This window comes from Microbacterium sp. NPDC089698 (assembly GCF_044749045.1).
Lineage (GTDB): Bacteria > Actinomycetota > Actinomycetes > Actinomycetales > Microbacteriaceae > Microbacterium.
Genome location: NZ_JBIVHE010000001.1, coordinates 745,686 through 768,871, shown reverse-complemented (window position 1 = coordinate 768,871; position 23,186 = coordinate 745,686). Strand labels below are relative to the sequence as shown.

Here is a 23,186-nt window from a genome sequence, read left to right as displayed (position 1 = left end):
GTGCGGATGACGCAGTCCACGACACATGACGAGCACGGCGACGCGGTCGAGCGCGTCCTGGCAGCAGCGGAGCGACGGGCGGAATCGCACGTGTTCGGATCCGCGCAGGCGCTGCAGGACACGGCCACCGCCGGGCACACCTCCACCGACGGCGAGCAGCTGGAGCTCGAGGAACGGCACGCGCTGCGGCGCGTCGCGGGTCTCTCGACCGAGCTCGAGGACGTCACAGAGGTCGAGTACCGCCAGCTCCGCCTGGAGAACGTGGTGCTGGTCGGCGTGTACCCGCAGGGTGCGCAGGAGGATGCCGAGAACTCGCTGCGCGAGCTCGCCGCCCTCGCCGAGACCGCGGGTGCCGTGGTGCTCGACGGCTTGCTGCAGCGCCGGCCGAACCCGGATCCGGCCACCTACCTGGGCCGCGGCAAGGCGCAGGAGCTCAAGGACATCGTCGCGGTGGTCGGCGCCGACACGGTGATCGCAGACACCGAACTCGCCTCGTCTCAGCGCCGCGCCCTGGAGGACGTCGTCAAGGTGAAGGTCATCGACCGCACCACGGTGATCCTCGACATCTTCAGCCAGCACGCCAAGAGCCGCGAGGGCCGGGCTCAGGTCGAGCTCGCCCAGCTCGAGTACCTCCTGCCGCGTCTGCGCGGCTGGGGCGAGTCGATGAGCCGCCAGGCCGGTGGTCAGGTCGGCGCAGGCGGCGCGGGCATGGGTTCGCGCGGGCCCGGTGAGACGAAGATCGAGCTGGATCGTCGTCGCATCCGCACCCGCATGGCCATGCTGCGCAAACAGATCCGCGACTTCAAGCCCGCCCGTGAGGCCAAGCGCGCCGAGCGCAAGCGGCACACGATCCCGTCGGTCGCGATCGCCGGGTACACGAACGCGGGCAAGTCGAGCCTGCTCAACGCGCTCACCAGTGCGGGGGTGCTCGTCGAGAACGCGCTGTTCGCGACCCTGGACGCCACCGTGCGCAGGTCGGAGACGATCGACGGTCGCGTCTACACGCTCACCGACACGGTCGGCTTCGTGCGCAACCTGCCGCACCAGCTCGTCGAGGCGTTCCGCTCGACGCTCGAAGAGGTCGCCGACGCCGACGTGATCGTGCACGTCGTCGACGGATCCCACCCGGATCCGGCGGGGCAGATCAAGACCGTGCGCGACGTGATGGGCGACGTGGGTGCGCGCAGCATCCCCGAGATCATCGTGTTCAACAAGGCGGACCTCCTCGACGACGACGAGCGGATGGTGCTGCGCGGGCTCGTGCCCGGTGCGCACTTCGTGTCGTCTCGCAGCGGAGAGGGCATCGCCGAGCTGCGCGCCGCGATCGATGAGGTTCTGCCCAAGCCGGCGGTCGAGATCAGCGCCATCGTGCCGTACGACCGGGGCGATCTCGTCGCTGCCGTGCACGAGACCGGGCTGCTGCTCGAGGTCGCGCACGAGGAGACGGGCACCCGCATCCACGCGCATGTCAACGAGCGTCTCGCCGCGGAACTCGCGCCGTTCGCCGTCTGAGATCCACGGGCGGAAGGTCGATCCACCCCGTCGCGGTGCGTCCTCCGGTGACGTCGTGCGTACCGCGCCGGGCGATCGATCTGCCAACATATCGGTATGAGACGTACCGTCGCGCTCGCTGCCGCCGCTCTGGCGGCCCTCTCCGCCCTTGCTCTCGTCGCTCCTGCGTCGGCCGCGACGGGCACGTCCTGGGCCGACTGGAGCGATCTGCAGGGATCCCCCGGCGCATACACGGGCAGTGTGACCCTCGCGGCGCCGCAGCTGACGGCGACCTACACGAGCGACTCGCGCGGCGGATCCGTCGGGGTGGTCAGCGGATCCAGCTCGTGGCTGGCCGCGTCCACGCCCGTGGGCGCGAAGTACGGCAGCAGCCGTGACCAGCAGTACCTGAACCTGCGACCGCGCGCCGACAATGCGACATCGCCCTCGGAGACGACATACACCTTCGCGCACCCGACCCCGACCGCCGGGTGGACGTTCGTGCTCGGCGACATCGACGCGGACAAGGTCGCGATCTCGGCCGTCGGCCCCGGCGGCCACGTGCTCACCGCCGCCGAGCTGGGCTTCCGCGGCGGGTTCAACTACTGCGCACCGCAGTTCGCGGGCAAGCCCTCGTGCACGGGAGACGCGTCCGATGTGCCGAGCTGGGACGCCTCCACGCTGACCCTGACCGGCAACCCGGCAGCCGCGGACACGAGCGGTGCGGCCGCCTGGTTCGAGCCGAACGCGCCGATCTCGTCGCTGACGTTCACCTTCACCCGCCGTGCCGGGTTCCCGGTGTATCAGACGTGGTTCGCGGCGATCACGCGCTCCGTCTCGGGCACCGTCCAGGATCAGACCGCAGGCACGCCGGCGGCCGGCGTCGGCGTGCGTCTGATCGGCCCCGACGGGACGGTCATCGGCACGACCACGACAGCGGCCGACGGCACCTACTCGTTCGGCGGCGCGGTCGCCTCCCACGGATACACGGTCGAGATCACGCCACCTGCGGGCAAGACCAGCGATCTGCGATCGCGCCAGATCGACCTGTCCGACGCCGATGGCACGGCCGACTTCGCGGTGCGCGACATCATCCCGGTCCCCGTCTCGGGGACGGCGAAGGACCAGCACGGCACCCCGATCCCCGGGGCCGTCATCACGCTCGACAGCGGACGCACCGCGGTCACCGCCGCGGACGGGTCATACTTCTTCGACGACGTTCCGGTGGGCACTCACGCCGTCACGATCACCACGCCCGACGGCTACACCGTGGTCTCCTCGCCGACCCCGTTCACCGTGCCGGGCAACGACGAGACGCCGATCACCGGCAAGGACTTCGTGCTGCAGGTGCAGCCGACACTCTCCGGAACCGTGACGGCTGCAGGCACCGGCGTCGGCGGTGTCGTCGTCACCGCGGAGGGACCAGGCGGCACGGAGCAGACCGTGACCGCCGCGGACGGCACCTACTCGTTCCCGAGACTCCCCGGTGGCGAGTACACGGTGCGCGTGGAAGCGCCGCAGGGCTACGTCGTGGCGGGTGACGCGTCGCGCTCCGAGACGATCGCCGTCGACGATGTCACGAACGTGGACTTCGCGCTCGCCCGGCTGGGGTCGGTCGCAGGCACGGTCACGGACGACGGCGGAGCGCCCCACCCGGGCGCGACCGTGACCGTCACCGGCCCCGGAGGCCCGGTCGCGCTGACCACGGCCGCGGACGGCTCCTATGCGCTCGGCGAACTCGCCCCCGGTGCCTACACGATCGCCGTCACCGTGCCCGACGGATTCACCGGTGCGACGCCGGCCACGCGTAGCGTGACGATCACCGAGCAGGGCGAGCTGATCGAGGGGCAGGACTTCGTGCTGACGCCCGTCGCCGTCACCCCGACCCCCACGCCCACCCCGACGATCACGCCGACGTCTGCGCCGACGACCGCTCCGAGCGGATCCGGCAGCGGGGCGCTGCCCGCGACCGGCGCCGATCCGCTGCCGGTGATCGGCGCCGGAGCGGTGCTGCTGCTCGCCGGTGCGTTCGCCCTGGCGTTCGTACGGCGCCGCAGGGCCTGATTCCGCCGCTCGTCGAGGTGCGGATCCGTCGCTCAGGCGGCGACGAACCGTGCTTCGACGACCGCGGACACCGAGATGTCGTCGCCCTGGAGCTCGAGCCCGGCGCCCGACGGGGGAGCGGCGAACGCGCGCATCGCCTTCGGTGCCATGTCCGCGGTGCCGCGGTCGGTGATGAGTCCGGCGTCGGCGATCTCGATCGGCTCGACCTTGGTGAGTCCCAGGGCTGCGGCATAGGCGTCCGCACGCGCGACCGCGGTGCGCACCGCCTGCGCGGCCACCTCCTGCTCGACGCGGGCTCGCGTCTCGGGCGTCAGGATCCAGTCGGTGCCGTTCACGGCGATGCCGTCGCCGGAGGAGACCTCGGCGACCCACGCGGAGAGCGCCGAGAAGTCCACGAACGTCGCGGAGAAGTCGACCGAGGCGTGATGCACGAGGGCGAGCCGGGTGCCGTCATTGCTCCACGGGCGCTCAGACCGTACTGCGAGGCGGCGGCTGGACCAGGTCTCGACGGCGCCGGCGTCCTCCTGCGCGGCGACGCCGTCGCGCACGGGTTCGGCCAGGGCCAGCGTGCGGGCGACGACGGCCTCGCGATCCGGGCTGTCCAGCGCGACGGACAAGGTGACGATGGCGCGTTCGGGTGCGATCCGCACCTCGTGCTCGCCGCGGACGGTGATGACGACCTCGCTCATGCCGCGACTCTACGGCACGTCGCCGACGTCGCGGCGCGGCGCGGAATGGCGCGAGCGTCCCAACCGTTGTAGTCTGTGATGCTCGGGTGCCTCGCGCGCCCGCTGGTAATTCCACAGAGCGACAGCGGCTCCTTCGGAAGAAGGACCACGGGGCTGATCGGTTTCGACAGCGCCTGTGAATCCACGAGAAGCGGGCCGAGGATGCAGGGTTATCTCGTGAACGCTCCCTGCAAAACAATAAGTGCCAATGCAAAGCGCACTGACTTCGCCCTCGCTGCGTAAGCGAGCCCGATAGTCCGTCAGACCGTATGTGATTCCGATACGGATTCTGGCGTCATCTAGGAATCTTGCTGTGCGACGGCGTCTGGACGTCGTACGGGACTCTTCCCAGGCTGGGCTTGTCGACTTAGGTGTCTGTGACAAAGGTCGGAGCCGAGCAGAACGTCTGCACAGACTGCGCCCGGAGAAGGCGTGGAGACTCAGCGTTGGACGGGGGTTCGATTCCCCCCAGCTCCACCGTAGGAGTCTTAGTCAATCCCCCGTCCGAAGAAGAGGATGGGGCGAAGACTGAGACCCAAGCCGCTGTCGCTCTTGCGGAGTTGAGAAAGACCGCCCTTGGGGGCGGTCTTCTGCGTTGGGTGGGCGTTCTTGGCTTAGGCGGTGTTGAACGCGGCGCTGATCGCGCTCGCGGGCCGCCCTGCTCTGGCCGCGAGGTGGGCGGACTGAGCGGCGAACAGATGCCCGTGGGGTTCGTGCATGGCGGCTTCGGCGATGGCTTCGTCGGTGATGAAGATGCCGTCGAGGATGGCCTGGTTGAGGCGGCGTCGGACTTCGTCGGTCGAGAGCCCGTACAGCTCAAACGGGTTCTCCAGAAGGGTGAGCGCCGCGTCGAGATGCCAGGCCCCTTCGGACAGATCGAGCGTTACCCCAGTGAGCCGTTCCCGCAAGGCTTCCCCGTCGCGGGCGATGTCGAGCAGGCGGCTCTTGATCTTCGCTTTCGGGAGGTCCGGGTCGGCGGCGAGGTCGAGGAGGTTCTCTTCCTGCCCGTCGAGCGTCTTGAGCTGTTCGCGGATCTGCCCCTGCAGAATCCGCTGTGCACGGTCCTGGTCGCTGAGTGCTTCGGCCATGAGGTCGCGCATCTTGCCCCCTGCTCGTGTTCGGATGACCATGCGTCCGGTGTCTGAGGTATGGAGACCGCGAGCATCACTGCCTCGTTCCGTGGAAGTCGATGCGCTCAAGGTTCGATTCCGAGAGCTGCGGCACCTCACGAACTCAAAATGCACCGTGCGTACGTGGGATCCATCGAACGGCCAGGCAGAACGTTGGCCCAGCCCACAGGAAGAGGCCGAGCGGAAATGCCAACCATGCTTGCCTTTGGACGAACGGCAAGAATTTCTGCAGGCGGTGCTTGAATCACTCGCCGGTAGCCGCGGCCGAAGGGCGTGTGCTCATTTCTCAGCGGCCAGGCGCGTGATGTCGGCTGGCCTGATGCGGAGGGATTCCCTGGCCGCATCCGGGTCGAGGCCGAGATTTGCGGCTGCCGGGCGCAACATGTCCGATCCGACGTGCATCGGCGGCGCGGTGGCACCCTCCGGCGTGTCGTAGTCGAAGTACACGTAGACGTCGTGCTCGGCGATGGGGGTCCCGGCGAGCGTCTTGGCCACGGTGCGCGCAGCGGCCTCTACCGTCGCGACGGATCCATCGGTCACGCGGACCGTGACGAGAGTCTGCGTGTTCCACGGTGCGCCGGGATGGCTGACGACCATCTCGGCGGACTTGATGCCGGGCGCTGATGCCAGCGCGGACCTCACTGGGTCGCGATTCGGTGACGCGCACCCCACGAGTGTGAGCAGCGCTGCGAGCACTCCGGCCGCCATGACTTCCTTGCGTCTCATCATTTTCGTGGGTTCTCTCCGCGTGGACCTCGAGGTCGAGTGTCAGGACAGGGATTCGGCGGAGCCTCGCGGCTCGCCCGTGCGCCTGAACTGGGTCCCCAGTGTGAGGCCCACGACCACGACGACACCGCATCCGATCGCGATGGAAGCGAGCATCGCGCCGTCGCTGTCGCCGGCAGCGGGGTCCGAGACGGTGGATGCGGACAGCACCGAGAACAGTGCAAGGCCGAATGCCCCGACGGCGACGAGCCAGGTGTCTAGTTCGCAGGGCCAGGTAGTACGACATGGAGCCGAGGACGGAGACCTGGGCGGCGACGCGTTGCTCTGCCACGGCAGGCCCGGTCGCGTCCTCGTACTGCTTGGTGATGCCGAAGTAGGTCTGGCTGACCGAGCTCGCTCCCCACACACCTGGTAGGTAACTCCCCAGACGCTGTCGATGTAGTCGTAGCCAGGGGTCACGTAGGTGAAGTTGGCGTAGAAGTGCTGCGCGATGATGCCGTCCCACCGTTCGATCGAGCAGTTCTTGTTCCACTGGTGGTTCTCATCGCCGCTCTGCGAGCACTCACCGAACCCGGCGCGGGTCGAGATCGCGCCAGGATCGGGAGCCGGCACCTACAGCGCGAACATAGGTGGAGCGGCCCTGGTATGGGCCGCTCCACCAGGTCTGATCGGGCTTCAGCCGCGTGTGATTGAGACGTCGGCCTTCTTGCCGGTGACCGCGTAGCCGAGTTCGATCCACGCGTTGGGGCCGTTGCGTTCCGGCATGCAGATCGTTGCCGGGAAGGCTCCGCCGAATGGGTCGAGCCAGCACAGCTTCGCGAAGAAGTTGGTGCCCGTCCAGAAGTTCTTCCGATTGGTCCAGGTGCCGTCAGTGATGCCGCTGCTAAAGCTGTAGTTCACGGCTGGCGCGACGCCGTACCAGCAGGGGGTGGCGTTTAGGCTGCAGTTAGTTCCGACCGAGAAGGGCTGGATGCCGCCGGGCTTTGCGGTTGCGGCGCTGATTTCGGCTCGAAGTTCGGCGCTGGTCATCGGTTGGACTGCGGTGACGTTGCCTGTCGCGGGGTCGATCGAGATGCGCTTGAGCTGGTCGGATTCGAGAAGCGCTAGTTGGTCGGACGAGAGATTCTCGGCCGATCCGGTTTGGATGGTTCCGTTGTCGGGCGTGGCGTCGGATGCGTTCGCGGCGGTTCCGCTCAGCGCGACGAGGACCGCCGCTGCGGTCAGGGCCGTTCCGAGGAGGGCGGTGACCTTTCGTGCGACTGCGTTCATGTGGTTCTGTCCGTTCAGGTGAGTTTCATGATGTGGATGCCGGTAGTCCGGTCATCCATGCGATGAGAGCGCAGACGATGGCGACGACCAGGCCGACGACGACCAGTACGGCTTTCGACTCCGAGCTGGCTCGGTTGCCGCGGCCGAGGACGAGGACGAGGACGACCCAGACGGCGCTCGCTCCGATCCCGGCGTAGACGAGCGTGAGGCCGAGGTTGTAGCTGGAGATCTCTGCGCCGGTGGGTGCGGTGACGGGGACTTCGCCGCCGAGCGCAGCGAGCATCCGGACCCCGGCAATTGTCATCGCCACGGGGATCAGCCAGGTGAGCAACCCGGTTACCCACCACCACCAGGCGGTGCGCAACTGGGTACCGTCGATCGTGTGCTTTGACATGGCGTCTCCTCCGGTTGCGAGCCCGGGAGCCGTGGGGTTCATTCGCGACTCCCGGGCTGGGTGTGTTCGAGACTACGGATTGCAGCCCGCTGCAGCCTGCACCCACCACCAGATGTCGGGTCGCCAGGACTCCATGTCCCAGGTCGGCCCGCCGCCACCCCACGTCGTGTAGATGACGTGGCAGTGGTACTGATTCTCGATGCTCGAGCTGACCAGGTACGCGTTGGAACCCAGCTTGGTCTTGAGGTCCTTGGTCCACTCGCCCAGGAACGCCTGGTCCTGAACCTGCGTGCCGATCGCGCTGGGCACCGCGTGCACGACATAGCCGGAGTTCCCGGGCTGCCATGTCACCCACGCGCTCTGCACCAGGTACTGCCCGGCGTACGGGTCAGCGATCACCGGATAGACCACGTTCTCCACGGAGTCGACGTCGACGCTCTGGGTGAGCACCCCGCCGTTCAGGGTGAACCAGGTGGGAATATCCTTGCCGGTGGCATCCTTCGCCCACGGTGCGGCAACGACGCCGACGGCCTCGCCAGCGGTGTTCGTGAAGATCACACCACCGTTCTTCATGATCGTGCCCGTGACGTCATCCGCCGTGGTGATCTCGAAATCGTAGTTGCGTGCGGCATCGGCGTTGTTCAGCCGGATGGCGAACATGGCGCTGGCGTCATCGAGCACGAACGGCTCGACGGCCTCGTTGCCGTTGACGCCGGGAGCCTTCAGCTCGAAGCTCCCCACCTCTGACGTGAGCGTCAGCGTGTCCTCGGTGACCACCGCAGCGGCTGACCCGTCGTCCGTGGACGAGGAGTCTCCCGGGACGATCTCGGACGCAACCTCCGGTGCGACAGCGCTCAGCTGGTCCAGCACCTCGACGGACGGATCGTCGCTCGATGTGCTCGCCGATGCCGAACTCGCTCCGGACAACACACACACGCTCACAGCCAATCCTGCGAGCACCTGGTTCAGAACAGTCCTTCTCATCTTCCCCTCGCTTCTCCGGTCCGGCATTGTTTCTATGCCTTAACTGAAAGCTAGCTTGGCGAGAGCTGAACATCTGTCCCCTCTTCGGTCTACAGACATCGCGCGTCGACGTCAGATATAGTGCGCAGTCGGCCGCTCGTTGATGCACCGGGCGCACCTCGACGACATGTCTTCAGCGGGGGTCGGCAAGCGTCTCGAGAAGCCCGGACACGCGGCTCCGAGGAGACCCGCCAGTGATCAGACAGGGCCAGGCCACGGCTATCGATGCGATCAGGGGGTTTCGACGCCTACCACGTGGTCGTCGTCGCGGCGCTGGTCGATCAACGCCGTCAGGAGCGGGCGCGAGCGTACTGCCTCGAGCGGCTGGCCTGGCATCTGGATGGCCACGGTGTGCGACTTCTCACGCTGGAGGCCCGCCCCGCTCAGCTCATGCAGAGAGACCGGCGCACTATTGATGCCCTGCGCAGCAAGCACGCGCTGCCCGAGGGCCTGCGCATTGACCATGGGCAGCCGAGTACGAGCCGCTGCTGTGGTTCGCGGACCAGGTCCTCGGGGCCTTGGGGGAGTCCTTGGCAGGCGGGCGAACGGATTGGTTCGACGCCGCGAGCTCGTCAACGACCGTCGATCACGTTGAGCTCTAGATACGCGAAAGCCGGGTCCCGTCCAACTGGGGCGGGGTCCCGGCTTCTACTTCCCTTCCCCCAGCGGGGGGCGGGCTACTACGCCAGCCGTTGCACTGTGCCCCTCCCGCACCCTCGGTCACCCTCTCGCACCGCTCAGCGAGGGTCTTCAGCGGTGCGGACCGCGCGCGCAGTCGGGTCGGTCTAGCGGGCGGCAAGGTCGGATTCGCGGTCGAATAGCGTCCCTGCGCAATCGGCCAACAGGTCGTTGGCCGAATGTCTGCCGAGGCGTAGGACATCGCATCACTGAGCGTCGTTCACCTCGCGAGCGCATGGAGCGTCTGACTTGCCAGTCGAGCTGGCGGTGTGTTCAGCGTTCGGTGTAGGGAGCCCAACGGCGGTGGTACTCGATGCCGGGTGTCCCGCGGTGGCGTTCGATGATGGCGTTCGCGCGGCGCATGTACTCGTCGTCGTCGATCGCGCCGCGCGCTGGGTCGACGAGGTTCTCGACGTCGTCGCGGTCGGGGATCCAGCCCTCGTGCCAGGAGTTTGCGAGGGCTTGGACGACGGCGCGGCAGTGGGTGTCGTCGAGCTGCTCGAAGAGCTCCGGCCACCGGGTTTCGATGTCGAACCGGTTGTCCATGCTCGTACTGTACGTGCCGGGAGGGTCCTGGGGTCTACTCGATTGGGGGGTGGATCGTTTCGCGAAAGCCTGCCTGGTGCAGGGCGTTGTGGAGCGTCGGGTAGTCGTAGTCCTGGGGGGCCTCGGCCTCGGCGGCACTCCATGGCGGCCCATGGCTACAGATGCTTGTGCCTCGTTGGAGGGGGTCAGGTCGCCCACTCGGAGAGGAGCTGCGCCCGGGCAGCTGACGGCATGAGACACTGTGCCGATGAGGGACTCTGCGTCTGCTAACGAGTATCGGTTAGTCGGCCTGGGTATTGAGGGCGCGGCAGTCGATCAGTATGTGATTGACACAATGGTCATCAGTCACATGGAAGGCTTGGTCCGCGCAGGCGAACGGACGGTCAAGACAGAGAAGCTTGCATCGCTCTGCCGGGAACTTGCGGCGCACCCTCAGGCTGCGGTGATCGACGACTTCGCGTGGATTGAGGGCTCTTCGTTTCACAATACGGATGGACTGAGTCCCACCTCGATAGTGATGCGGGATATTGCAACGGGGATACTCCTCGCGCGACCTGCGGATCTGCTTTCCTTGATCGGGGACCTCGACGGCTGGCGGCTGCCGGACAACTATGAGTCCGATGTGCGTGCGAGTCTGAATCGTACACTCCCGGGACTACTGCTCACAGTTGTACCGTGCTACGTCGCGGCGTTGACCCTGGAGCGGCGATACGGAGACTCACCGGCGTCTCGGCTCACCGTTGACGATGTAGTCGCGGTGATCGAGGTCTTGTCGAGCGAACTGAATTTCGTACCCGGAGTGCTGCTCTCGGCTCTGAAGCTCGCATGCGCGGGAACCGAAGACAGTCGGAAGACTGTGATGCGCGTGCTCAAGACCGGCCGACGCTCGAAGAAGTCCAAGCAGTATCAACCAATTCAGAACGCCCTCTCCGCGGCATGGGATATCGGCGTCCTGCAACTTCTCTCTGCGAAGCTGCAACAGGGAATCAACGCCGTGCTGGTTACGGAGGACAACGCACTCGCCGACTTCGCAGAATTGCTCACCATCACCAATGGGTGGGTCAGTGTGACGAACGGTTCGTTCGAGACGGATTCGGAATCTCGTTCCCGCGCGCACCAGATCGACGCCGCGTACTTTCTCCGCCGGCTGACAGCGAATCCAGAGTTACCGGATGGCGCCGTCGCTGCCGATGTCATGCGTAGATCTGAGGCGGCCGCGGCAGGCAGTTCCTCGTTCCCAGATGTTCTTGAACATGGTTTGAGCATCAACTTTCCCACGCTGGAGTTTTGGACTGACGACCTCGACCGTATCGCTGCGATGCTCCAAGAGGATCTTGATGGCGAGGGGGCTCAACGGTTGGGAAGCATGCTGGAGGGCGATTTGGTAGACCTTCGGGCACGATTTGACGCTGCGTTCGCGCTGATCAGGGCAACGCTCGAGATAATCCAGACGAACCGGCAAGTCTCACTGGATGACGTTCTACTTTCCTTCTCACGGCGCGATGACTATGCGCTCTCCGTGGCGACAGTTATCGGTGCGTTTGCCAACGTGGATGAAGAGCCTTACAGGGCGGTCCTCTACCGCGAGCTTCTGACCCGCCCCAACACGATCAAGCTTCGATTGACCAGTATTGTCGGCGGCCTAGCAATGGTGACTCGGGAATGGGCTCCGCACCTCGGCGTGACAGTCGCGGCACTTGTGGCTGCTGCGGTCGGCCACGTCATTGAGACATGGCCTCAGGCCGAGGCTGACTGACCGCTGAACACCCGGCTGTAGCACGGCCTGCGTTTCCCTCCTCGAGCACGCCGCCCATGGAGATGAAACGCGCTGTCAGGGCAGAGATGCCTCGCGCAAGCATCTATCTGAAGGTCCCAGGGACATTCCGACGTTCTGGTTGACCCTCCTACTAAGGGAGAGGGGAAGCTGGTCTGATCTTGAAGATCGGCGAGTTTGCAGGATTGACGGGGTTGAGCGTGAAAGCTCTTCGTCACTACGACGAGATCGGCGCACTTGTCCCCGCGGACGTCGATGACCGCTCCGCTTACCGGCCGTATGGCGAGAGTCAGGTGCGGGCGGGTGTGGTGATTCGCGCTCTCCGGGATGTCGGTGTGCCGTTGCCTGCGGTATCCGCTGCGATCTCGGGCGGGGAAGCCGATCAAGCGCTCGAGACTCATCGGGTCCGAGTCCTCGAGCAACGGGAACGAGAGGATCGTGCGTTTCGCGAGGCTGCAGGTCTATTGCACGCCCTCGCCGTGCCGATCGTCATCAGGGAGCGGTCGATGCCGGCGCAGCACTTCGTCGGACAGGTCATCACTGTCCCGGTCGACGATGTTGATGCTGTTTCGGACGATGATGTGAACGACGTGCTTGGTGCGCTGAACGCACGGCTCCTGGCCTCGGGCGTCGGTCCTTGTGGGTCGTTTTGGACCTTGTTGCGTGCTGGCGACCGAGGAGCCGTTGAGACGGTGTGCTGCTGGCCGACCCTCTTCGAGGTATCCGAGGAGGTGCGCGGGCCCGAGAGCTTCTCCGCCGTGCTCCCTGCTCGGACAGAGCTTGTGGCGACGTGGCGTCCGGTCGACGGTCAGGAGCTTCCTGAGGGGACGCTCCACCCCGCCGCAGTCGGGCTCTTCGATGCGATCGCCGAACGTGGGGTTGAACTCGGAAATGTGGAAATGCGTCAGGCGGTCATCGGCGAGAGCTGCGACGACTACGCCGTCGGACTTTCGGTGACGGTGTTGTGGTGACGGTGAGCGTCAGCACGGCGACGTCACGGGCGACCTTGGCCTGGAGTATTGGGAGCGCTGGCCCAAGACCGAGGCAGGCAGCGAGACGTACATCATCCTGCTCCCCATTGAGTCGAGCACTCACGCCTGGGAGGCGACCAGCGTCAAGAACGTCAGACCGCGCGCCTTGGGGCAGCAAGGCAAACGAGTCGCGTGCTCAGCGCACCGGTTGGCGGAGATCCTCTCCTGAAGGCCAGCGACGAGTATCCGCGGCCTGGTGTCGGAGCCCCTGTCACTGCGTTGCTTTCTTGGCTCTTAGACTTCCGTAGGCCGCACCTCCGCGGTGCCCGCACACAACGATCGACACTCGGGAGACTCGATGACCGACGCGACACCCGCCGGGAACGCCTGGAAGCGCTTCTGGAATCGCGGCGGATGGTGGCGTTCGCTGCTCGTCGTCGCCGTCTACTACGCCTTGTACCAGCTCGTCCCGCTCGCGGTGATCGGGCCGTTCGTCGGCGGAATCCATGATCCCGCCTGGAATGTGGTCGTCACCGTCGGTCTGCCGATCGCGATCGGTTGCGTCATCCTGCTCGCGTTCGCCCTCACTCTCGGTTGGATTCCTGAGTTGTTCGGTCAGCAGCCGATCCGCGGCGGATGGTGGATGTGGGCCGGTATCGCCGTTGTGCTGCTGTTCAACGTGCTGCGCTTCGCGACGGTCGACTACGGCAAGGCCGGCCCCGGTATCGTCGTGGCGTGGCTCGTCACGGGCGTCTTCGTCGGCATCGCGGAGGAGACCCTCACGCGAGGTTTTGTCGTGCACCTCCTGCGCAAGGCGGGGTACCGCGAGATCGGCGTCGCCGCAATCTCGTCAGCACTGTTCGCCGCTCTCCACGCAGGCAACATCTTCGGCGGGCAGGCGGTCTTCACGACCCTCATCCAGCTCGTTTACACGTTCGCGTTCGGCATCTGCATGTATCTCTCGCTGCGTGTCACGGGGAACCTCATATGGCCGATCCTGCTGCACGCGACGACGGACCCGTCGATCTTCCTGCAGGGGCTCTATCCCGCGGACGGCGCGCTGACACGCCTCGCCGCTCAGGGCAACATCGCGGTCATTCTCGTTGGACTCGTCCTTCTCATCTTCATCCGGGGTCGCTTCGCACGGCCAGAGGCGAAGAACGGAGTCGGTGACGACGTCACGTTCGCGTAAGGGAGCGTTCCGGCACAAAGCAGTGGCGAGTCACCGTCGCCCGACAAGGCCTGCTGATCGGCGCCGTATCGTGCTGACCCTGCTCGGATCACGACGATTCCCGTTCGTCGGATCGTTGTGCGTCAGATGAGATGTGCGTTCGTGGCGTAGGCGGCGGCCGCGGCGCGGGACGTCAGTCCCAGCTCGGTGAGGATGTTCGCGACGTGCCGGTGCACGGTGTGCTCGCTGAGGGTCAGCTCGCGGGCGATCTCAGCGTTCGTCTTTCCCGCCGCGATCAGCCGCAGCACGGCCGCCTGCCGGGTCGTGAGGATGGAGGAGTCCGCGCCGGAGCGGACACCGAGGTCGGCGAGGATGGAGGCCGCATCGTGCTGCTGTTCGCGCGCACCGGCTTGGTCGCCGAAGGCGGCCAGCTCCTCGGCGAGCGCCCTGCGAGCGCGTGCCTCTTCGTATCGCAGTCCGCACGCGTTGAATCTGTGCACGGCGTCACGCCAGCGCGACAGCGCTGCTGTTCCTGAGACGATCGATGCGGACGCAGCAGCGGCGAAAGCGCGGAGCGGTTCTGTGCCCACCAGATCTGCCGTGGCATCGAGCTCGGCGGCGAGCAGCTGTGCGTCTTCGGTCCTCCCCAGTGCCAGGGCGGCCTCGACGGCCGCAGGCAGGACCGCCGCCCGAGCGAGGAGATTGGTCGCGGGCAGGCCGGCCAGGTGATCCGAGAGGGCGGTCCAGGCTGTCGGTGCGTCGCCCTGGTCGAGGCGTAGCCTTGCTCGGCTGACGATCGCCGGGCCGAAGAACTCGGCCTGTCTCAACAAGGACTCGGCCTCCGCCAGTCGGCCCTGTCGTCGTCTCAACTCTCCGAGCTGCGCGACCGCCTCGACGCGCGACTCTCTCCGGGATGCGGTGAGCGAGGCGAGCGTGGAACGCAGCTGCAGGTCGGCATCGCCCCAGACGCCGCGCTCCATCTGCACCGCGGCGTACTGGATCCGGCATACCGAGGTCAGCGGCGCGAGATTCCGCTCTCTGCTGATCTCCTGGACTCTGGCGCTCCACTCCGCGGCGCGTCCGATGTCTTGCGACTGCCGACAGGCGACGATGAGCCAGCAGCAGATCTTTCCCATCCACATCGGGTCGGCCACGTCGCCGGCCGTCGCAGCGGCCACGGCGCCGTCGAGAAGCCGGATCCCGGACTCGACGTCTCCGGCCATGACCATCGAGAGGCCTGCGTAGGCCTGGCCTGTGAAGGCGAGATCGGCGTCGGCGACCTGCCGCGCGGTCGCGCACGCACGCTCGGACCAGGCCAGCGCCGAGACCGGATCCTCATCGACGCTCAGTGCGAGTTCCGCCGCCCGCACGGCATACCAGCCATGCTCGACCACGAGCGGCTTGCCCTCGAGAAGGTCCCCGGCCCGCGCGATCCATCCCCGCGCCACTGCCGGCCCCTGTCCGAACAGCAGCGCATCCCAGGCGAGGGACGTCGCGGCGCGGGCGGCGCCGACATCATCCCCTCGATCCCGATGACTCCGATATGCGGCCTCCCGATGTCGCAGGCACTGCAAGCCGTCGTCGAGCCACCAGTACGCCTGCGCGATCCCCTCCTCGGCGATCGGGTCGTCACCGACCGCCAGAATGGACGCGTACGCGCCGACGGCTTCGGCCCACGCGCCTCGCCGCAACGATTCGTGGGCCGTAGCCTGATCGCGCCCGATCTCCTTCACGAGGGCCAGCCTTCTCTCGGACCGCGCGGGCCGCAAGAGAGATCAGACCGTGGCGCCCGCGGCCAGCGCCTTGACGTCACCGGTGGTCAGCGCGTTCCCCGCGATTCCCCAGTCACCGCTGCGCACCTCCTCGACGATGCACCACGTGACCGGGCGCATGTTCTCGCCCTCGATCGTGACCATGGCGTCGGTCAAGACGCGGACGATCTCCTGCTTCTGCTCGGCCGTGAACACCTCTTCGATGACCTTGACATTGATGAGCGGCATCACATACCTCCTCGAACGGGCCTCCGGGGCTCGGAGGCGATACCTCACCATCCCGCCGTCGCTGCAGCACCGCATCTGCCAGAAAGGCCATCTTGGGAGAGGAGGGGAGGATGGCCCGGAAGGGCCATCCCTGTGACGCTGGTGTCAGGCGAACGAGCGTCCTCAGGCCCCCATCGTGGAGACCAGCGCGCCGCCTTCGGTCGGCGTCACTCTCCAGGCACTGCCCTCGCCCTCGACGCGGAACCCGTCATCGCCGAGGATCAGGATCGTGCGCTCGTCGATGCCGAGACCACCGGCGACGAGGCCCGACTCGACCGCGGCGACCAGCCGGGACAGCATGCCGCGCTGGGCGACGTGGACCTCGACGGCCACGTCGACGAGACCGATACCAGCCTCGATCTCCAGTTCGTAGCCCTCGTCGGCGTACTCGGGCGAGACGACCAGGCCGCCGATGCGCGAACCGCCTCCGAACGAGCCTTCCGCGGCGATCATCGCACCGGCGGAGACGCCGAGATAGGGCACGCCGTCGGCGACCAGCCGGCGCAACTCGCTGAACACCGGCTCGAGGCCGGCACGCACCTCCTCGACGACGCCGCCTCCCACCGCGATGCCGTCGACGTCGGCGATCGCGTCGAGCCCGATCGGCTCGCCCGGACGCCCTGCGGTCAGGAGCAGGTCGATCGCCGGGTCCGTCGCGGCCTCGACCAGAAGCCCGCCGAGCGCCGCGGCCTTCTCCTCGGCCTCGGGGTGAAGCGAGATCACCGCGATGCGCGGCCGCGTCCGGCCCGCGAGGCGCGCTCGCCGCGTGGCTTCGGCGACGAAGGGCGCGTGGAGCGGGGCGTCTGCGCTTGTGGTCGCGCCGCCTCCGATCAGGTGAACGCTCATGCGGCGTCACCCGTTAACACGGTCGTCAGCCGCACAGTGAAATCGCCAGGTCCCCACTCGCGGAGGATCTGGTGGCAGCTGTCGGAGCCGGTGTCCGGGGCGTTCGCATCGAGGGCCATCCGAAAAGCCTATGCAGGCCGGGACTCCGGCAGCGCGCGCGGAAGCGCTCGGCGTAGCGGTACGACGACGGAGCCCCCGCGATCCGCGCCGTTGCGCGAGACCCCGAGGTCTTTCTCAGATCGGTGCGGGCCGGACTCAGCCGCCCACCACGGGCTGGGTCTCGTAGACGTCGATGGTGCCGCCCATGGCGGTGTGCGGGTGGCCTTCCAGCAGCGCGGCGATCTCGTCGTAGGAGCCGGCCTGCAGCAGGGAGTAGCCGCCCACCGTGGGGTCGGCGCCGGGGGAGACCGGAGCCGTCGGGTCGCCGAAGTTGACGATGGCGTCGCCGGCGCGTGCGGCCCAGCCGTTCCAGGCGTCCATCATCTCGGCGGCCTGCTCGGGCGTGGGCTCCGGCATCGCCGCCATCGCGGCGGGGTCGGCGCGGTAGATCAGGAGGTAGTTGGTCATGGTGTGCTCCTCGTTTCGGGTCCTGCGTTCGCGTGTCCGTCGTCGGCTGCGGACACGCTGAGCATCCCGCAGACCCGGGCGGGGCGGAAGATGCGGGTCCGCATTCATAGCGTTCTGCGAGCGATCCGAACGATCAGCTCATCCGCGTCCAGATGACGTACACGAGGATGGCTGCGACGATGGCGCCGCCGATGATCGCCGAACGGGCCTTGGACGCCTGCTGGGCCGACGCCTTCTGCTTGGTGCGTGCGCGGCGCACGCCGGCCGAATCTGCGCCGAGCACGCGCTCCATGGCGGGGATGTTGGTGTGGTAGATCTTCAGCGCCTCGCGATGCCGCCCGAGCGCGATCAGCGTCTCGGCCCGGTCGTCGGTCGCGTCGAGCGTGATCGCGTGCTCGGCGCCGATCGTCCGTGCGCCGACCTCGGCGGCATCGTCGTAGGCGGCGAGCGCCTCCGGGAAGCGCCGGGCCTCTGCCAGACGGCGGCCGAGCCAGATCCGCAGCTGCACCGCGCGTTCGGGGTCGGACCCGGCGCCGTCGGCGACCTGGATCGCCCGCTGCTGCACAGGGATCATCGCGTCCACGAGGCCCAGGTGCGAGAGGACGAGACCGTGGTCGTTCAGCGTGTCGGCGAGCGCCCAGTGGTCGCCGGGCAGGAGCCGCTCGATCTGCGGCTCGATGCGCGCATAGGCGTCGGCGGCCTCGCGGTACGCGCCGAGCCGCTTCGAGCACTCGGCGGCGCCGCGTTCGGCCCTCAGCCAGTCGATGCCGGCGGTGTCGCTCAGCGCGTCGCGCGCGCGGCTGTACTCGACCAGGGCATCGCCGTATCGGTTCTGACGTACGAGATGGTCGGCATAGCGCAGCGCGGCGAGACCGGGCGATGTCGCGCCTTCATCGGATGCTCCCTCGGCCGAGGCGAACCCGGCCCTGACCTGATCGGCGAGCGCGTCGCGGTCCTGCTGCGCGTCGCCGAGACGCGCGAGGATGCCGTCCAGGTCGCGGATCCGGTGCAGCGTTTGCGGGTCCGTGTCGCCGAGAACGGCTCGTGTCTCGGCGACGACCCGCTCCGTCAGCTCTCTGGCGCGGGGCAGATCGCCGGCGTCCGCGACCGTACCGGCGAGGGCCGAAAGCGTGCTGAGGGTGTGCGGGTCGTCGGCGCCGAGCGCGGCCGTGCGCCGCGCGAGCACGGACTCGAAGCGTCGGGCCGCCTCCGCGTAGCGGCCGAGATGCCGCTCCTCCTGCGCGCGGTTGTGCAGCGTGATCAGGCTGTCGCGGTGCTCGGGACCGAGGATGCGGGACTGCAGCTCGTAGAGCCGGTCGTAGGTGGCGGCTGCTTCGGCATCCCGCCCGAGTTGGCATGCGGCCAGGGCAAGGTTCCCGATCACGCGGGATCCCTGGGCGGTCTCGGCGGAGCCCTCGGCCTCGAGCCGCGCGAGCACGGGCCGCAGCAGTGCCTCGGCTTCCGCCGCGCGGTCGCTGCGCAGATACACCGCGGCGAGATCGATCGCGTGGCCGATGTCGCCCGACGCGTCATGGAGCGCGCGCATCTCTGCCACGGCCTCGTCGCTGCGCCCCAGGTCCTGCAGGGCGAGCGCGCGGGCGTCGCGGAGCTCGGAGATGATCCGCGGTGAGGCGCCGTCGTGCTGGGCGATCTCGATCGCGTCGGCCAGCACCGCCTCGCCCTCGGCGTTGCGCCCGATGCCGCGCAGGGTGGCGCCGAGCGCGTAGCGGGACTGTGCGAGCCTGGTCGCCGCCGTGCGGCGATCCTCGGGGGTGGACGCCTCTGCGGCCAGCCCGAGTTCCAGCGCGAGCGATCGCTCGAACTCCGCGAGAGCCTCGGATCCGCGGCCGGCATCGCGCAGGGACGAGCCGAGGTCGTCCCGCACGTCGATCTCGCTCCGGCGTCCGGGGGGACCGAAGTCGCGGAGACGGTCGGCGCCCGCGCGCAGCGCATCCAGGGCTTCGGAGGAGTGCGGCGCATGCCAGCGGGACAGGTCCGTCCAGGCATGTGCGATCTCGTTCGCGAGGTGCTCGGGCGATGCCAGGGACGGATCCGGATCCGGTGTCGGTCCCTCTGCCGTCGCCGGATCGACGGAGGGCAGTCCCTCGCATGCGCGGTCGAGGTGTGCGCACCGCGCGGCGGCAGCGGCGAGACCCGATTCGCTGAGCTCGGGGGAGGGAATCTCTGCACGGGCGTCCCGCAGCACGCGGGCCAGCAGGTCGCGGGAGCGCAGCGCGAGCACGGCGCGCGGTGCGTGATCCGCGGTGTCGTCCACGATGCCACGAGCCTCGGCGATGAGGCCCGGCCAGACACCCTCGCGATCCTCCCGGTCGAGCTGCACCTCGACCGCCATCATCCGCGACGCGAGCACCTGGTCGGCACCGGGGCCGAAGCGCGCGGTCTCGAGCACGGCGATCCGACGCACCAGCGGCAGCGGATCCTCCGTGGACGCGCCGTCGCGGGCGAGCACGCGCAGCGTCGTGGTGCGGAACTTCATGGCGTCCAGGGTGAGCGCGTCGTCCTCCCCGCGTTGCCGTTGCAGCGCCGGGATCAGAAGTGCGAGATCGGCGTCGGCTCCGGCGGCGTCGCCTGACCAGTACCGGGTCCTGGCGCGCCACCACCAGGCGTCCAGCGTCGAGGGAGCATCGAAGCCGAGGAGCGCGCGGCGGCCGTCCAGGACCTGCCCCCAGAGCAGCGCGGACTGCTCGTCCTCGTCGATCCTCGACAGCTCCGTCGCCTTCGCCGCGAGCGCTGTCAGGTGGTTCTCGCCGCGTTCGTCCGCCGCCGCGGCGCGCGCGATGAGCAGGTCGTAGGCGTGCAGTCCCTCGGCGGGATTCATCCGGGAGAGCAGCTGAGCCCGCCGGTCCAGCAGCCAGAGCACGCGGCCGTGGGCGCCTCCGAGCGTCTGCTCTCCTTCCGCGATCAACGCGTCCAGCGCGGCGACGACGGCGGAAGTCGCAGCACCCTGTCCGACCATCTGCTCGGCGGCGCGGGCGTAGAGGCGGTCGTCGAGCAGCTGCTCGCGGTGCTCGTCCAGGTGCCCCTGATCGGAGAGCGCGCTCTCGCAGACCTCGGCGAGCGTGCGGTACAGCTCCCTGGCCTCGTCCGCATGGCCGAGCTCGTCCAGACCGTAGGCGAGTCCGCGCAACGCGCTGCGGTGGGCGTCGCCGCCTTCGCCCTCGGTCATCAGCGCTTCGGGGAGCAGGCCGCGGAAGGCGTCGAGAGCCCGAGCGATGCGCACCGGATCCTGGCTCGAGACGTCGGACCACGCGGACTGGAGCGCATCTGCCATCACGCTCTCGACAGTAGAAGGCCGCGAGGTGCCGGGCAACTCGTCCAGCCGTGCGGACGCTGGGAGTGCGTCAGCCGAAGGATCCGACCACGATCGTGAGGTCGTCGTGGATCTTGCCGTCGAAGTCGGAACGGTCGCGGAGATGCTCCTCCCCGGAGCGGATCTCCGCGGCCAATGCGGCCAGCCCTCCGCACTCCGCGCGGCGCGCGAAGGCTCGAAGATCGTGGGCGTCGACGAGCTGGAACCCGCGCGTGCCGCCATCGGAGGCGGCGATCACGGCCGACGTGCCGACGATCGTCTGACGCCCGACCAGGGCCTCTGCGGCGACCTCCGGATCCGTCTGCGCGCACCAGAACCCGTCAGGAGCGTTGCGGCATTCCTCGAGCGCCCGCCAGCGGAGCGCTGCCAGCTCGTCAGGACTCGCCTCCGTCCTGCCCGTTCGGGCGGACAGCAGCTCCCGGGTGCGCCGCTCCACCGAGTGCTCGATGCGGTCGTCGGTGATCTCCCACGTGCGGCCCGACACGTCTCGCAGCACGATCGAGGCATCGCAGAGCACGAGGTGTTCGACCTCGGCGCCGTCCACGCGCCAGGCGGCGACCGTCGCACTCGGCGACCCGCCCTCGAACGTGCACGTCCCTGCATGCCGCGCGGTGACCTCGGCGATCGCTCCGGCCAGGGCGTCGCGCATCGGGGTGCCGCGATCCTCCAGCCGCGCGCAGAATGCATCGGCGAGGGCGTGCGAGTACCACGCCACGGTGTGGGTGCAGCCGCGGCGCAGCTCGGCCGGGATCCCGGCGCCGTCGACGACGACGCCGATCCCGTCGGCCCGCGCGATCGCATCCTCGTTGTCCCGCTCGGCCGAGGCCGGAAGGGTGAGGGACATCGTCCGCACCGGCACCTCGATCAGCGCCGAGGGTCGATCAGGACCAGGCCCTGCTTCGTGTCGGACACGGTCACCCAGCCGGGGCCGAACAGGTAGGTCATGCCGTAGCCGTCTGCGTCCTGGCTGAGCGAGGCGCGCGGATCCGCCGTGATGTAGACGCCGCGGTCGCTGTCCTCGCGGATCCATCCCGAGGCCACGAGCTGCTCCTGGCGGGCCTTCGCGTCGGCGCCCGCGATCGGCGCCCAGCCGTAGAGCAGGCCGTGATCGGAGGCGATGGCCGGATCCGACCACAGACACTCGATGCCGCCCGGCACGGGGTCGGGCCCGAAGGCGAAGTCGCGCTTCATCGCGGCCCAGCCCTGCTTGTGCAGCGCGGCGACCGTGTCGGAGGGGATCAGCGTCTCGCAGCTCATCGAGGCCGGCGCGGTCACGGTGACGTCGGACGTGGGCGGGGCCGTCGGCGTCGGGGCGTTGCTCTTCGCGTCGGACGTGGGTTTCACGCTGGGGGCGGGGGAGGGGGTGCCCCCGGCGCACGCCGTTGCCGCGGTGAGCACGCCGACCGCGAGCCCCAGCGGCAGGATCACACGTGCGACGAGGCGCATCAGGGCGCGGCCGGCGTCTGCTGTCGTGCGGGATCGGGCAGCGCGGCCGTCGGCGTGTGCAACTGCTCCAGGAATGCGGAGTGCAGCACGCCGTTCGTGGCGAGCGCCGAGCGTCCCGCGAGCGTGGCGGTGCCGTCGAACGCGGTCGCCGTGCCGCCCGCCTCGGCGACGATCGCGAACGCTGCGGCGATGTCGTACTCCTTGACGTCGAATTCCGCGACCATCTCGAGACGCCCCTCGGCGAGCATCATGTACGAGAACACGTCGCCGTAGGCGCGATCGCGCCAGACGCGACGGCTCAGGGCGACGAGCGCGTCGAGGTGGCCCGCCTCGTCCCACTGCGCGATGCTCTGGAAGCTCACGCTCGCGTCGTCCAGGCTAGCCACATCGGACACCCGGATCGCGCGCGGCTCGGAGTCGGTGGATGCCCAGGCGCCGAGGCCGGGGGCGGCCCACCAGCGCCGCCCGAGCGCCGGCATGCTGACGACGCCGACCTTGGCGACGCCGTCGACGGCGAGGCTGATCATGGTGCCCCACATCGGCACCCCGCGCAGGAAGTTCGCGGTGCCGTCGATCGGGTCGATGACCCACTGCCGGTGCGCATCGCCCGAGGTCCCGAACTCCTCGCCGAGGATCCCGTCCTGCGGGCGCTCGGCCTGCAGGATCTCGCGGAGCGCGCGTTCGGTCGCCAGGTCCGCATCGGTGACGTGCGAGTGGTCGGCCTTGAGCGACACGTTCAGGTCGGCCGCGTCGAAGCGCGGCAGCGACTGCGCATCGGCGGCATCGGCAAGGCGGAGAGCGAGGTCGAGGTCGCTCTGGAAGTCTGCTTCGGCGCGGGTCTCAGTCACGCCTCAAGGATATGCGGCGAAGGCCGCCGAACTCCGGGCGAACGCGGCCCAAAGCGCACTGCGGGCGGCCGACACGCCAGGGATGCACGCGGACCCGGCGCCGATTTCGCTTCCATCGGATCCGCTGGTAATGTGATTCCTCGG

General features: G+C 68.4%; 22 protein-coding genes and 1 other RNA gene. 6 read left to right on the top strand and 17 right to left on the bottom strand.

The genetic code is table 11. The features are described 5' to 3' along the window. Positions 1-6: 6 nt before the first annotated feature. Positions 7-1,512, top strand: a complete 1,506-nt coding sequence (hflX, locus tag ACIPY5_RS03675; RefSeq protein ID WP_400966819.1) for a GTPase HflX — start codon at positions 7-9, stop codon at positions 1,510-1,512. A 96-nt stretch (positions 1,513-1,608) separates the two neighbouring features. After that, positions 1,609-3,555, top strand: coding sequence for a collagen binding domain-containing protein (locus ACIPY5_RS03670; RefSeq protein WP_400966816.1), 1,947 nt, complete (start codon positions 1,609-1,611; stop codon positions 3,553-3,555). Between the two features lie 32 nt (positions 3,556-3,587). Here ACIPY5_RS03670 and ACIPY5_RS03665 read toward each other — a convergent pair whose 3' ends face one another. Next, positions 3,588-4,244 (bottom strand): SIMPL domain-containing protein, encoded by a 657-nt coding sequence (locus ACIPY5_RS03665; protein WP_400966813.1) that lies wholly within the window; start codon positions 4,242-4,244, stop codon positions 3,588-3,590. A gap of 149 nt (positions 4,245-4,393) precedes the next feature. Between ACIPY5_RS03665 and ssrA the strand changes: the two genes are divergently transcribed. Then, positions 4,394-4,763, top strand: a transfer-messenger RNA (tmRNA) gene (gene ssrA, locus ACIPY5_RS03660). 134 nt (positions 4,764-4,897) lie between these two features. Here the strand turns inward: ssrA and ACIPY5_RS03655 are convergent. The 8 genes from ACIPY5_RS03655 to ACIPY5_RS03620 all read right to left on the bottom strand — a co-directional run bounded on the left by ACIPY5_RS03655 (position 4,898) and on the right by ACIPY5_RS03620 (position 10,049). Beyond that, positions 4,898-5,383, bottom strand: a complete 486-nt coding sequence (locus tag ACIPY5_RS03655) for a hypothetical protein (protein WP_400966810.1) — start codon at positions 5,381-5,383, stop codon at positions 4,898-4,900. 309 nt (positions 5,384-5,692) lie between these two features. Continuing rightward, positions 5,693-6,010 carry a hypothetical protein gene (locus ACIPY5_RS03650; RefSeq protein WP_400966807.1) on the bottom strand — a complete coding sequence of 106 codons (318 nt, stop codon included), beginning with the start codon at positions 6,008-6,010 and terminating at the stop codon, positions 5,693-5,695. Positions 6,011-6,181: 171 nt separating this feature from the next. After that, complete coding sequence (locus ACIPY5_RS03645) at positions 6,182-6,751, bottom strand: hypothetical protein (RefSeq protein WP_400966804.1); 570 nt, start codon at positions 6,749-6,751, stop codon at positions 6,182-6,184. Positions 6,752-6,814: 63 nt separating this feature from the next. Next, positions 6,815-7,408 (bottom strand): hypothetical protein, encoded by a 594-nt coding sequence (locus tag ACIPY5_RS03640; protein ID WP_400966801.1) that lies wholly within the window; start codon positions 7,406-7,408, stop codon positions 6,815-6,817. A 25-nt stretch (positions 7,409-7,433) separates the two neighbouring features. Then, the gene (locus ACIPY5_RS03635) at positions 7,434-7,802 is read right to left on the bottom strand and encodes a hypothetical protein (RefSeq protein WP_400966798.1); all 369 of its coding nucleotides are present in this window, start codon (positions 7,800-7,802) and stop codon (positions 7,434-7,436) included. Positions 7,803-7,874: 72 nt separating this feature from the next. Beyond that, the gene (locus tag ACIPY5_RS03630) at positions 7,875-8,738 is read right to left on the bottom strand and encodes a DUF2599 domain-containing protein (protein WP_400966796.1); all 864 of its coding nucleotides are present in this window, start codon (positions 8,736-8,738) and stop codon (positions 7,875-7,877) included. A 318-nt stretch (positions 8,739-9,056) separates the two neighbouring features. Next, the gene (locus tag ACIPY5_RS03625) at positions 9,057-9,290 is read right to left on the bottom strand and encodes a hypothetical protein (protein ID WP_400966794.1); all 234 of its coding nucleotides are present in this window, start codon (positions 9,288-9,290) and stop codon (positions 9,057-9,059) included. Positions 9,291-9,776: 486 nt separating this feature from the next. Continuing rightward, positions 9,777-10,049 carry a hypothetical protein gene (locus ACIPY5_RS03620; protein ID WP_400966792.1) on the bottom strand — a complete coding sequence of 91 codons (273 nt, stop codon included), beginning with the start codon at positions 10,047-10,049 and terminating at the stop codon, positions 9,777-9,779. Positions 10,050-10,296: 247 nt separating this feature from the next. Between ACIPY5_RS03620 and ACIPY5_RS03615 the strand changes: the two genes are divergently transcribed. From ACIPY5_RS03615 to ACIPY5_RS03605, 3 genes are all read left to right on the top strand, one after another. Next, positions 10,297-11,805 (top strand): hypothetical protein, encoded by a 1,509-nt coding sequence (locus ACIPY5_RS03615; RefSeq protein ID WP_400966789.1) that lies wholly within the window; start codon positions 10,297-10,299, stop codon positions 11,803-11,805. A 179-nt stretch (positions 11,806-11,984) separates the two neighbouring features. Beyond that, positions 11,985-12,794: a MerR family transcriptional regulator gene (locus ACIPY5_RS03610; RefSeq protein WP_400966786.1), complete on the top strand. Its 810-nt coding sequence runs from the start codon at positions 11,985-11,987 to the stop codon at positions 12,792-12,794. Between the two features lie 358 nt (positions 12,795-13,152). Further along, entirely contained in the window at positions 13,153-13,986 is an 834-nt protein-coding gene (locus ACIPY5_RS03605) for a CPBP family intramembrane glutamic endopeptidase (RefSeq protein WP_400966783.1), read from the top strand. A 122-nt stretch (positions 13,987-14,108) separates the two neighbouring features. Here the strand turns inward: ACIPY5_RS03605 and ACIPY5_RS03600 are convergent, their stop codons facing one another. From ACIPY5_RS03600 to ACIPY5_RS03565, 8 genes are all read right to left on the bottom strand, one after another. After that, positions 14,109-15,698 carry a LuxR C-terminal-related transcriptional regulator gene (locus tag ACIPY5_RS03600; RefSeq protein WP_400966780.1) on the bottom strand — a complete coding sequence of 530 codons (1,590 nt, stop codon included), beginning with the start codon at positions 15,696-15,698 and terminating at the stop codon, positions 14,109-14,111. Between the two features lie 42 nt (positions 15,699-15,740). Next, positions 15,741-15,965: a 4-oxalocrotonate tautomerase family protein gene (locus ACIPY5_RS03595; RefSeq protein WP_400966777.1), complete on the bottom strand. Its 225-nt coding sequence runs from the start codon at positions 15,963-15,965 to the stop codon at positions 15,741-15,743. 162 nt (positions 15,966-16,127) lie between these two features. After that, on the bottom strand, positions 16,128-16,850 hold the full coding sequence (locus tag ACIPY5_RS03590; RefSeq protein ID WP_400966774.1) for a Type 1 glutamine amidotransferase-like domain-containing protein: 723 nt from the start codon (positions 16,848-16,850) through the stop codon (positions 16,128-16,130). Between the two features lie 255 nt (positions 16,851-17,105). Next, entirely contained in the window at positions 17,106-17,417 is a 312-nt protein-coding gene (locus ACIPY5_RS03585) for a hypothetical protein (protein WP_309340979.1), read from the bottom strand. Between the two features lie 133 nt (positions 17,418-17,550). Further along, on the bottom strand, positions 17,551-20,709 hold the full coding sequence (locus ACIPY5_RS03580; RefSeq protein ID WP_400966771.1) for a tetratricopeptide repeat protein: 3,159 nt from the start codon (positions 20,707-20,709) through the stop codon (positions 17,551-17,553). Between the two features lie 70 nt (positions 20,710-20,779). After that, positions 20,780-21,592: a hypothetical protein gene (locus ACIPY5_RS03575; protein WP_400966769.1), complete on the bottom strand. Its 813-nt coding sequence runs from the start codon at positions 21,590-21,592 to the stop codon at positions 20,780-20,782. Between the two features lie 20 nt (positions 21,593-21,612). Beyond that, positions 21,613-22,194 (bottom strand): hypothetical protein, encoded by a 582-nt coding sequence (locus tag ACIPY5_RS03570; protein ID WP_400966766.1) that lies wholly within the window; start codon positions 22,192-22,194, stop codon positions 21,613-21,615. Further along, positions 22,194-23,042 carry an inositol monophosphatase family protein gene (locus ACIPY5_RS03565; RefSeq protein ID WP_400966763.1) on the bottom strand — a complete coding sequence of 283 codons (849 nt, stop codon included), beginning with the start codon at positions 23,040-23,042 and terminating at the stop codon, positions 22,194-22,196. The genes ACIPY5_RS03570 and ACIPY5_RS03565 overlap by 1 nt, the downstream gene beginning before the upstream one ends. Between the last annotated feature and the right edge of the window lie 144 nt (positions 23,043-23,186).

Bases quoted from the DNA above. Each gene is read 5' to 3' on its own strand.
- ACIPY5_RS03665 (WP_400966813.1), bottom strand. From the start codon at position 4,244: ATGAGCGAGGTCGTCATCACCGTCCGCGGCGAGCACGAGGTGCGGATC.
- ACIPY5_RS03655 (WP_400966810.1), bottom strand. From the start codon at position 5,383: ATGCGCGACCTCATGGCCGAAGCACTCAGCGACCAGGACCGTGCACAG.
- ACIPY5_RS03635 (WP_400966798.1), bottom strand. From the start codon at position 7,802: ATGTCAAAGCACACGATCGACGGTACCCAGTTGCGCACCGCCTGGTGG.
- ACIPY5_RS03575 (WP_400966769.1), bottom strand. From the start codon at position 21,592: ATGTCCCTCACCCTTCCGGCCTCGGCCGAGCGGGACAACGAGGATGCG.
- ACIPY5_RS03620 (WP_400966792.1), bottom strand. From the start codon at position 10,049: ATGGACAACCGGTTCGACATCGAAACCCGGTGGCCGGAGCTCTTCGAG.
- ACIPY5_RS03590 (WP_400966774.1), bottom strand. From the start codon at position 16,850: ATGAGCGTTCACCTGATCGGAGGCGGCGCGACCACAAGCGCAGACGCC.
- ACIPY5_RS03640 (WP_400966801.1), bottom strand. From the start codon at position 7,408: ATGAACGCAGTCGCACGAAAGGTCACCGCCCTCCTCGGAACGGCCCTG.
- ACIPY5_RS03580 (WP_400966771.1), bottom strand. From the start codon at position 20,709: ATGGCAGATGCGCTCCAGTCCGCGTGGTCCGACGTCTCGAGCCAGGAT.
- ACIPY5_RS03570 (WP_400966766.1), bottom strand. From the start codon at position 22,194: ATGCGCCTCGTCGCACGTGTGATCCTGCCGCTGGGGCTCGCGGTCGGC.
- ACIPY5_RS03670 (WP_400966816.1), top strand. From the start codon at position 1,609: ATGAGACGTACCGTCGCGCTCGCTGCCGCCGCTCTGGCGGCCCTCTCC.
- ACIPY5_RS03625 (WP_400966794.1), bottom strand. From the start codon at position 9,290: ATGGTCAATGCGCAGGCCCTCGGGCAGCGCGTGCTTGCTGCGCAGGGC.
- ACIPY5_RS03615 (WP_400966789.1), top strand. From the start codon at position 10,297: ATGAGGGACTCTGCGTCTGCTAACGAGTATCGGTTAGTCGGCCTGGGT.
- hflX (WP_400966819.1), top strand. From the start codon at position 7: ATGACGCAGTCCACGACACATGACGAGCACGGCGACGCGGTCGAGCGC.
- ACIPY5_RS03605 (WP_400966783.1), top strand. From the start codon at position 13,153: ATGACCGACGCGACACCCGCCGGGAACGCCTGGAAGCGCTTCTGGAAT.
- ACIPY5_RS03650 (WP_400966807.1), bottom strand. From the start codon at position 6,010: ATGGTCGTCAGCCATCCCGGCGCACCGTGGAACACGCAGACTCTCGTC.
- ACIPY5_RS03595 (WP_400966777.1), bottom strand. From the start codon at position 15,965: ATGCCGCTCATCAATGTCAAGGTCATCGAAGAGGTGTTCACGGCCGAG.
- ACIPY5_RS03585 (WP_309340979.1), bottom strand. From the start codon at position 17,417: ATGACCAACTACCTCCTGATCTACCGCGCCGACCCCGCCGCGATGGCG.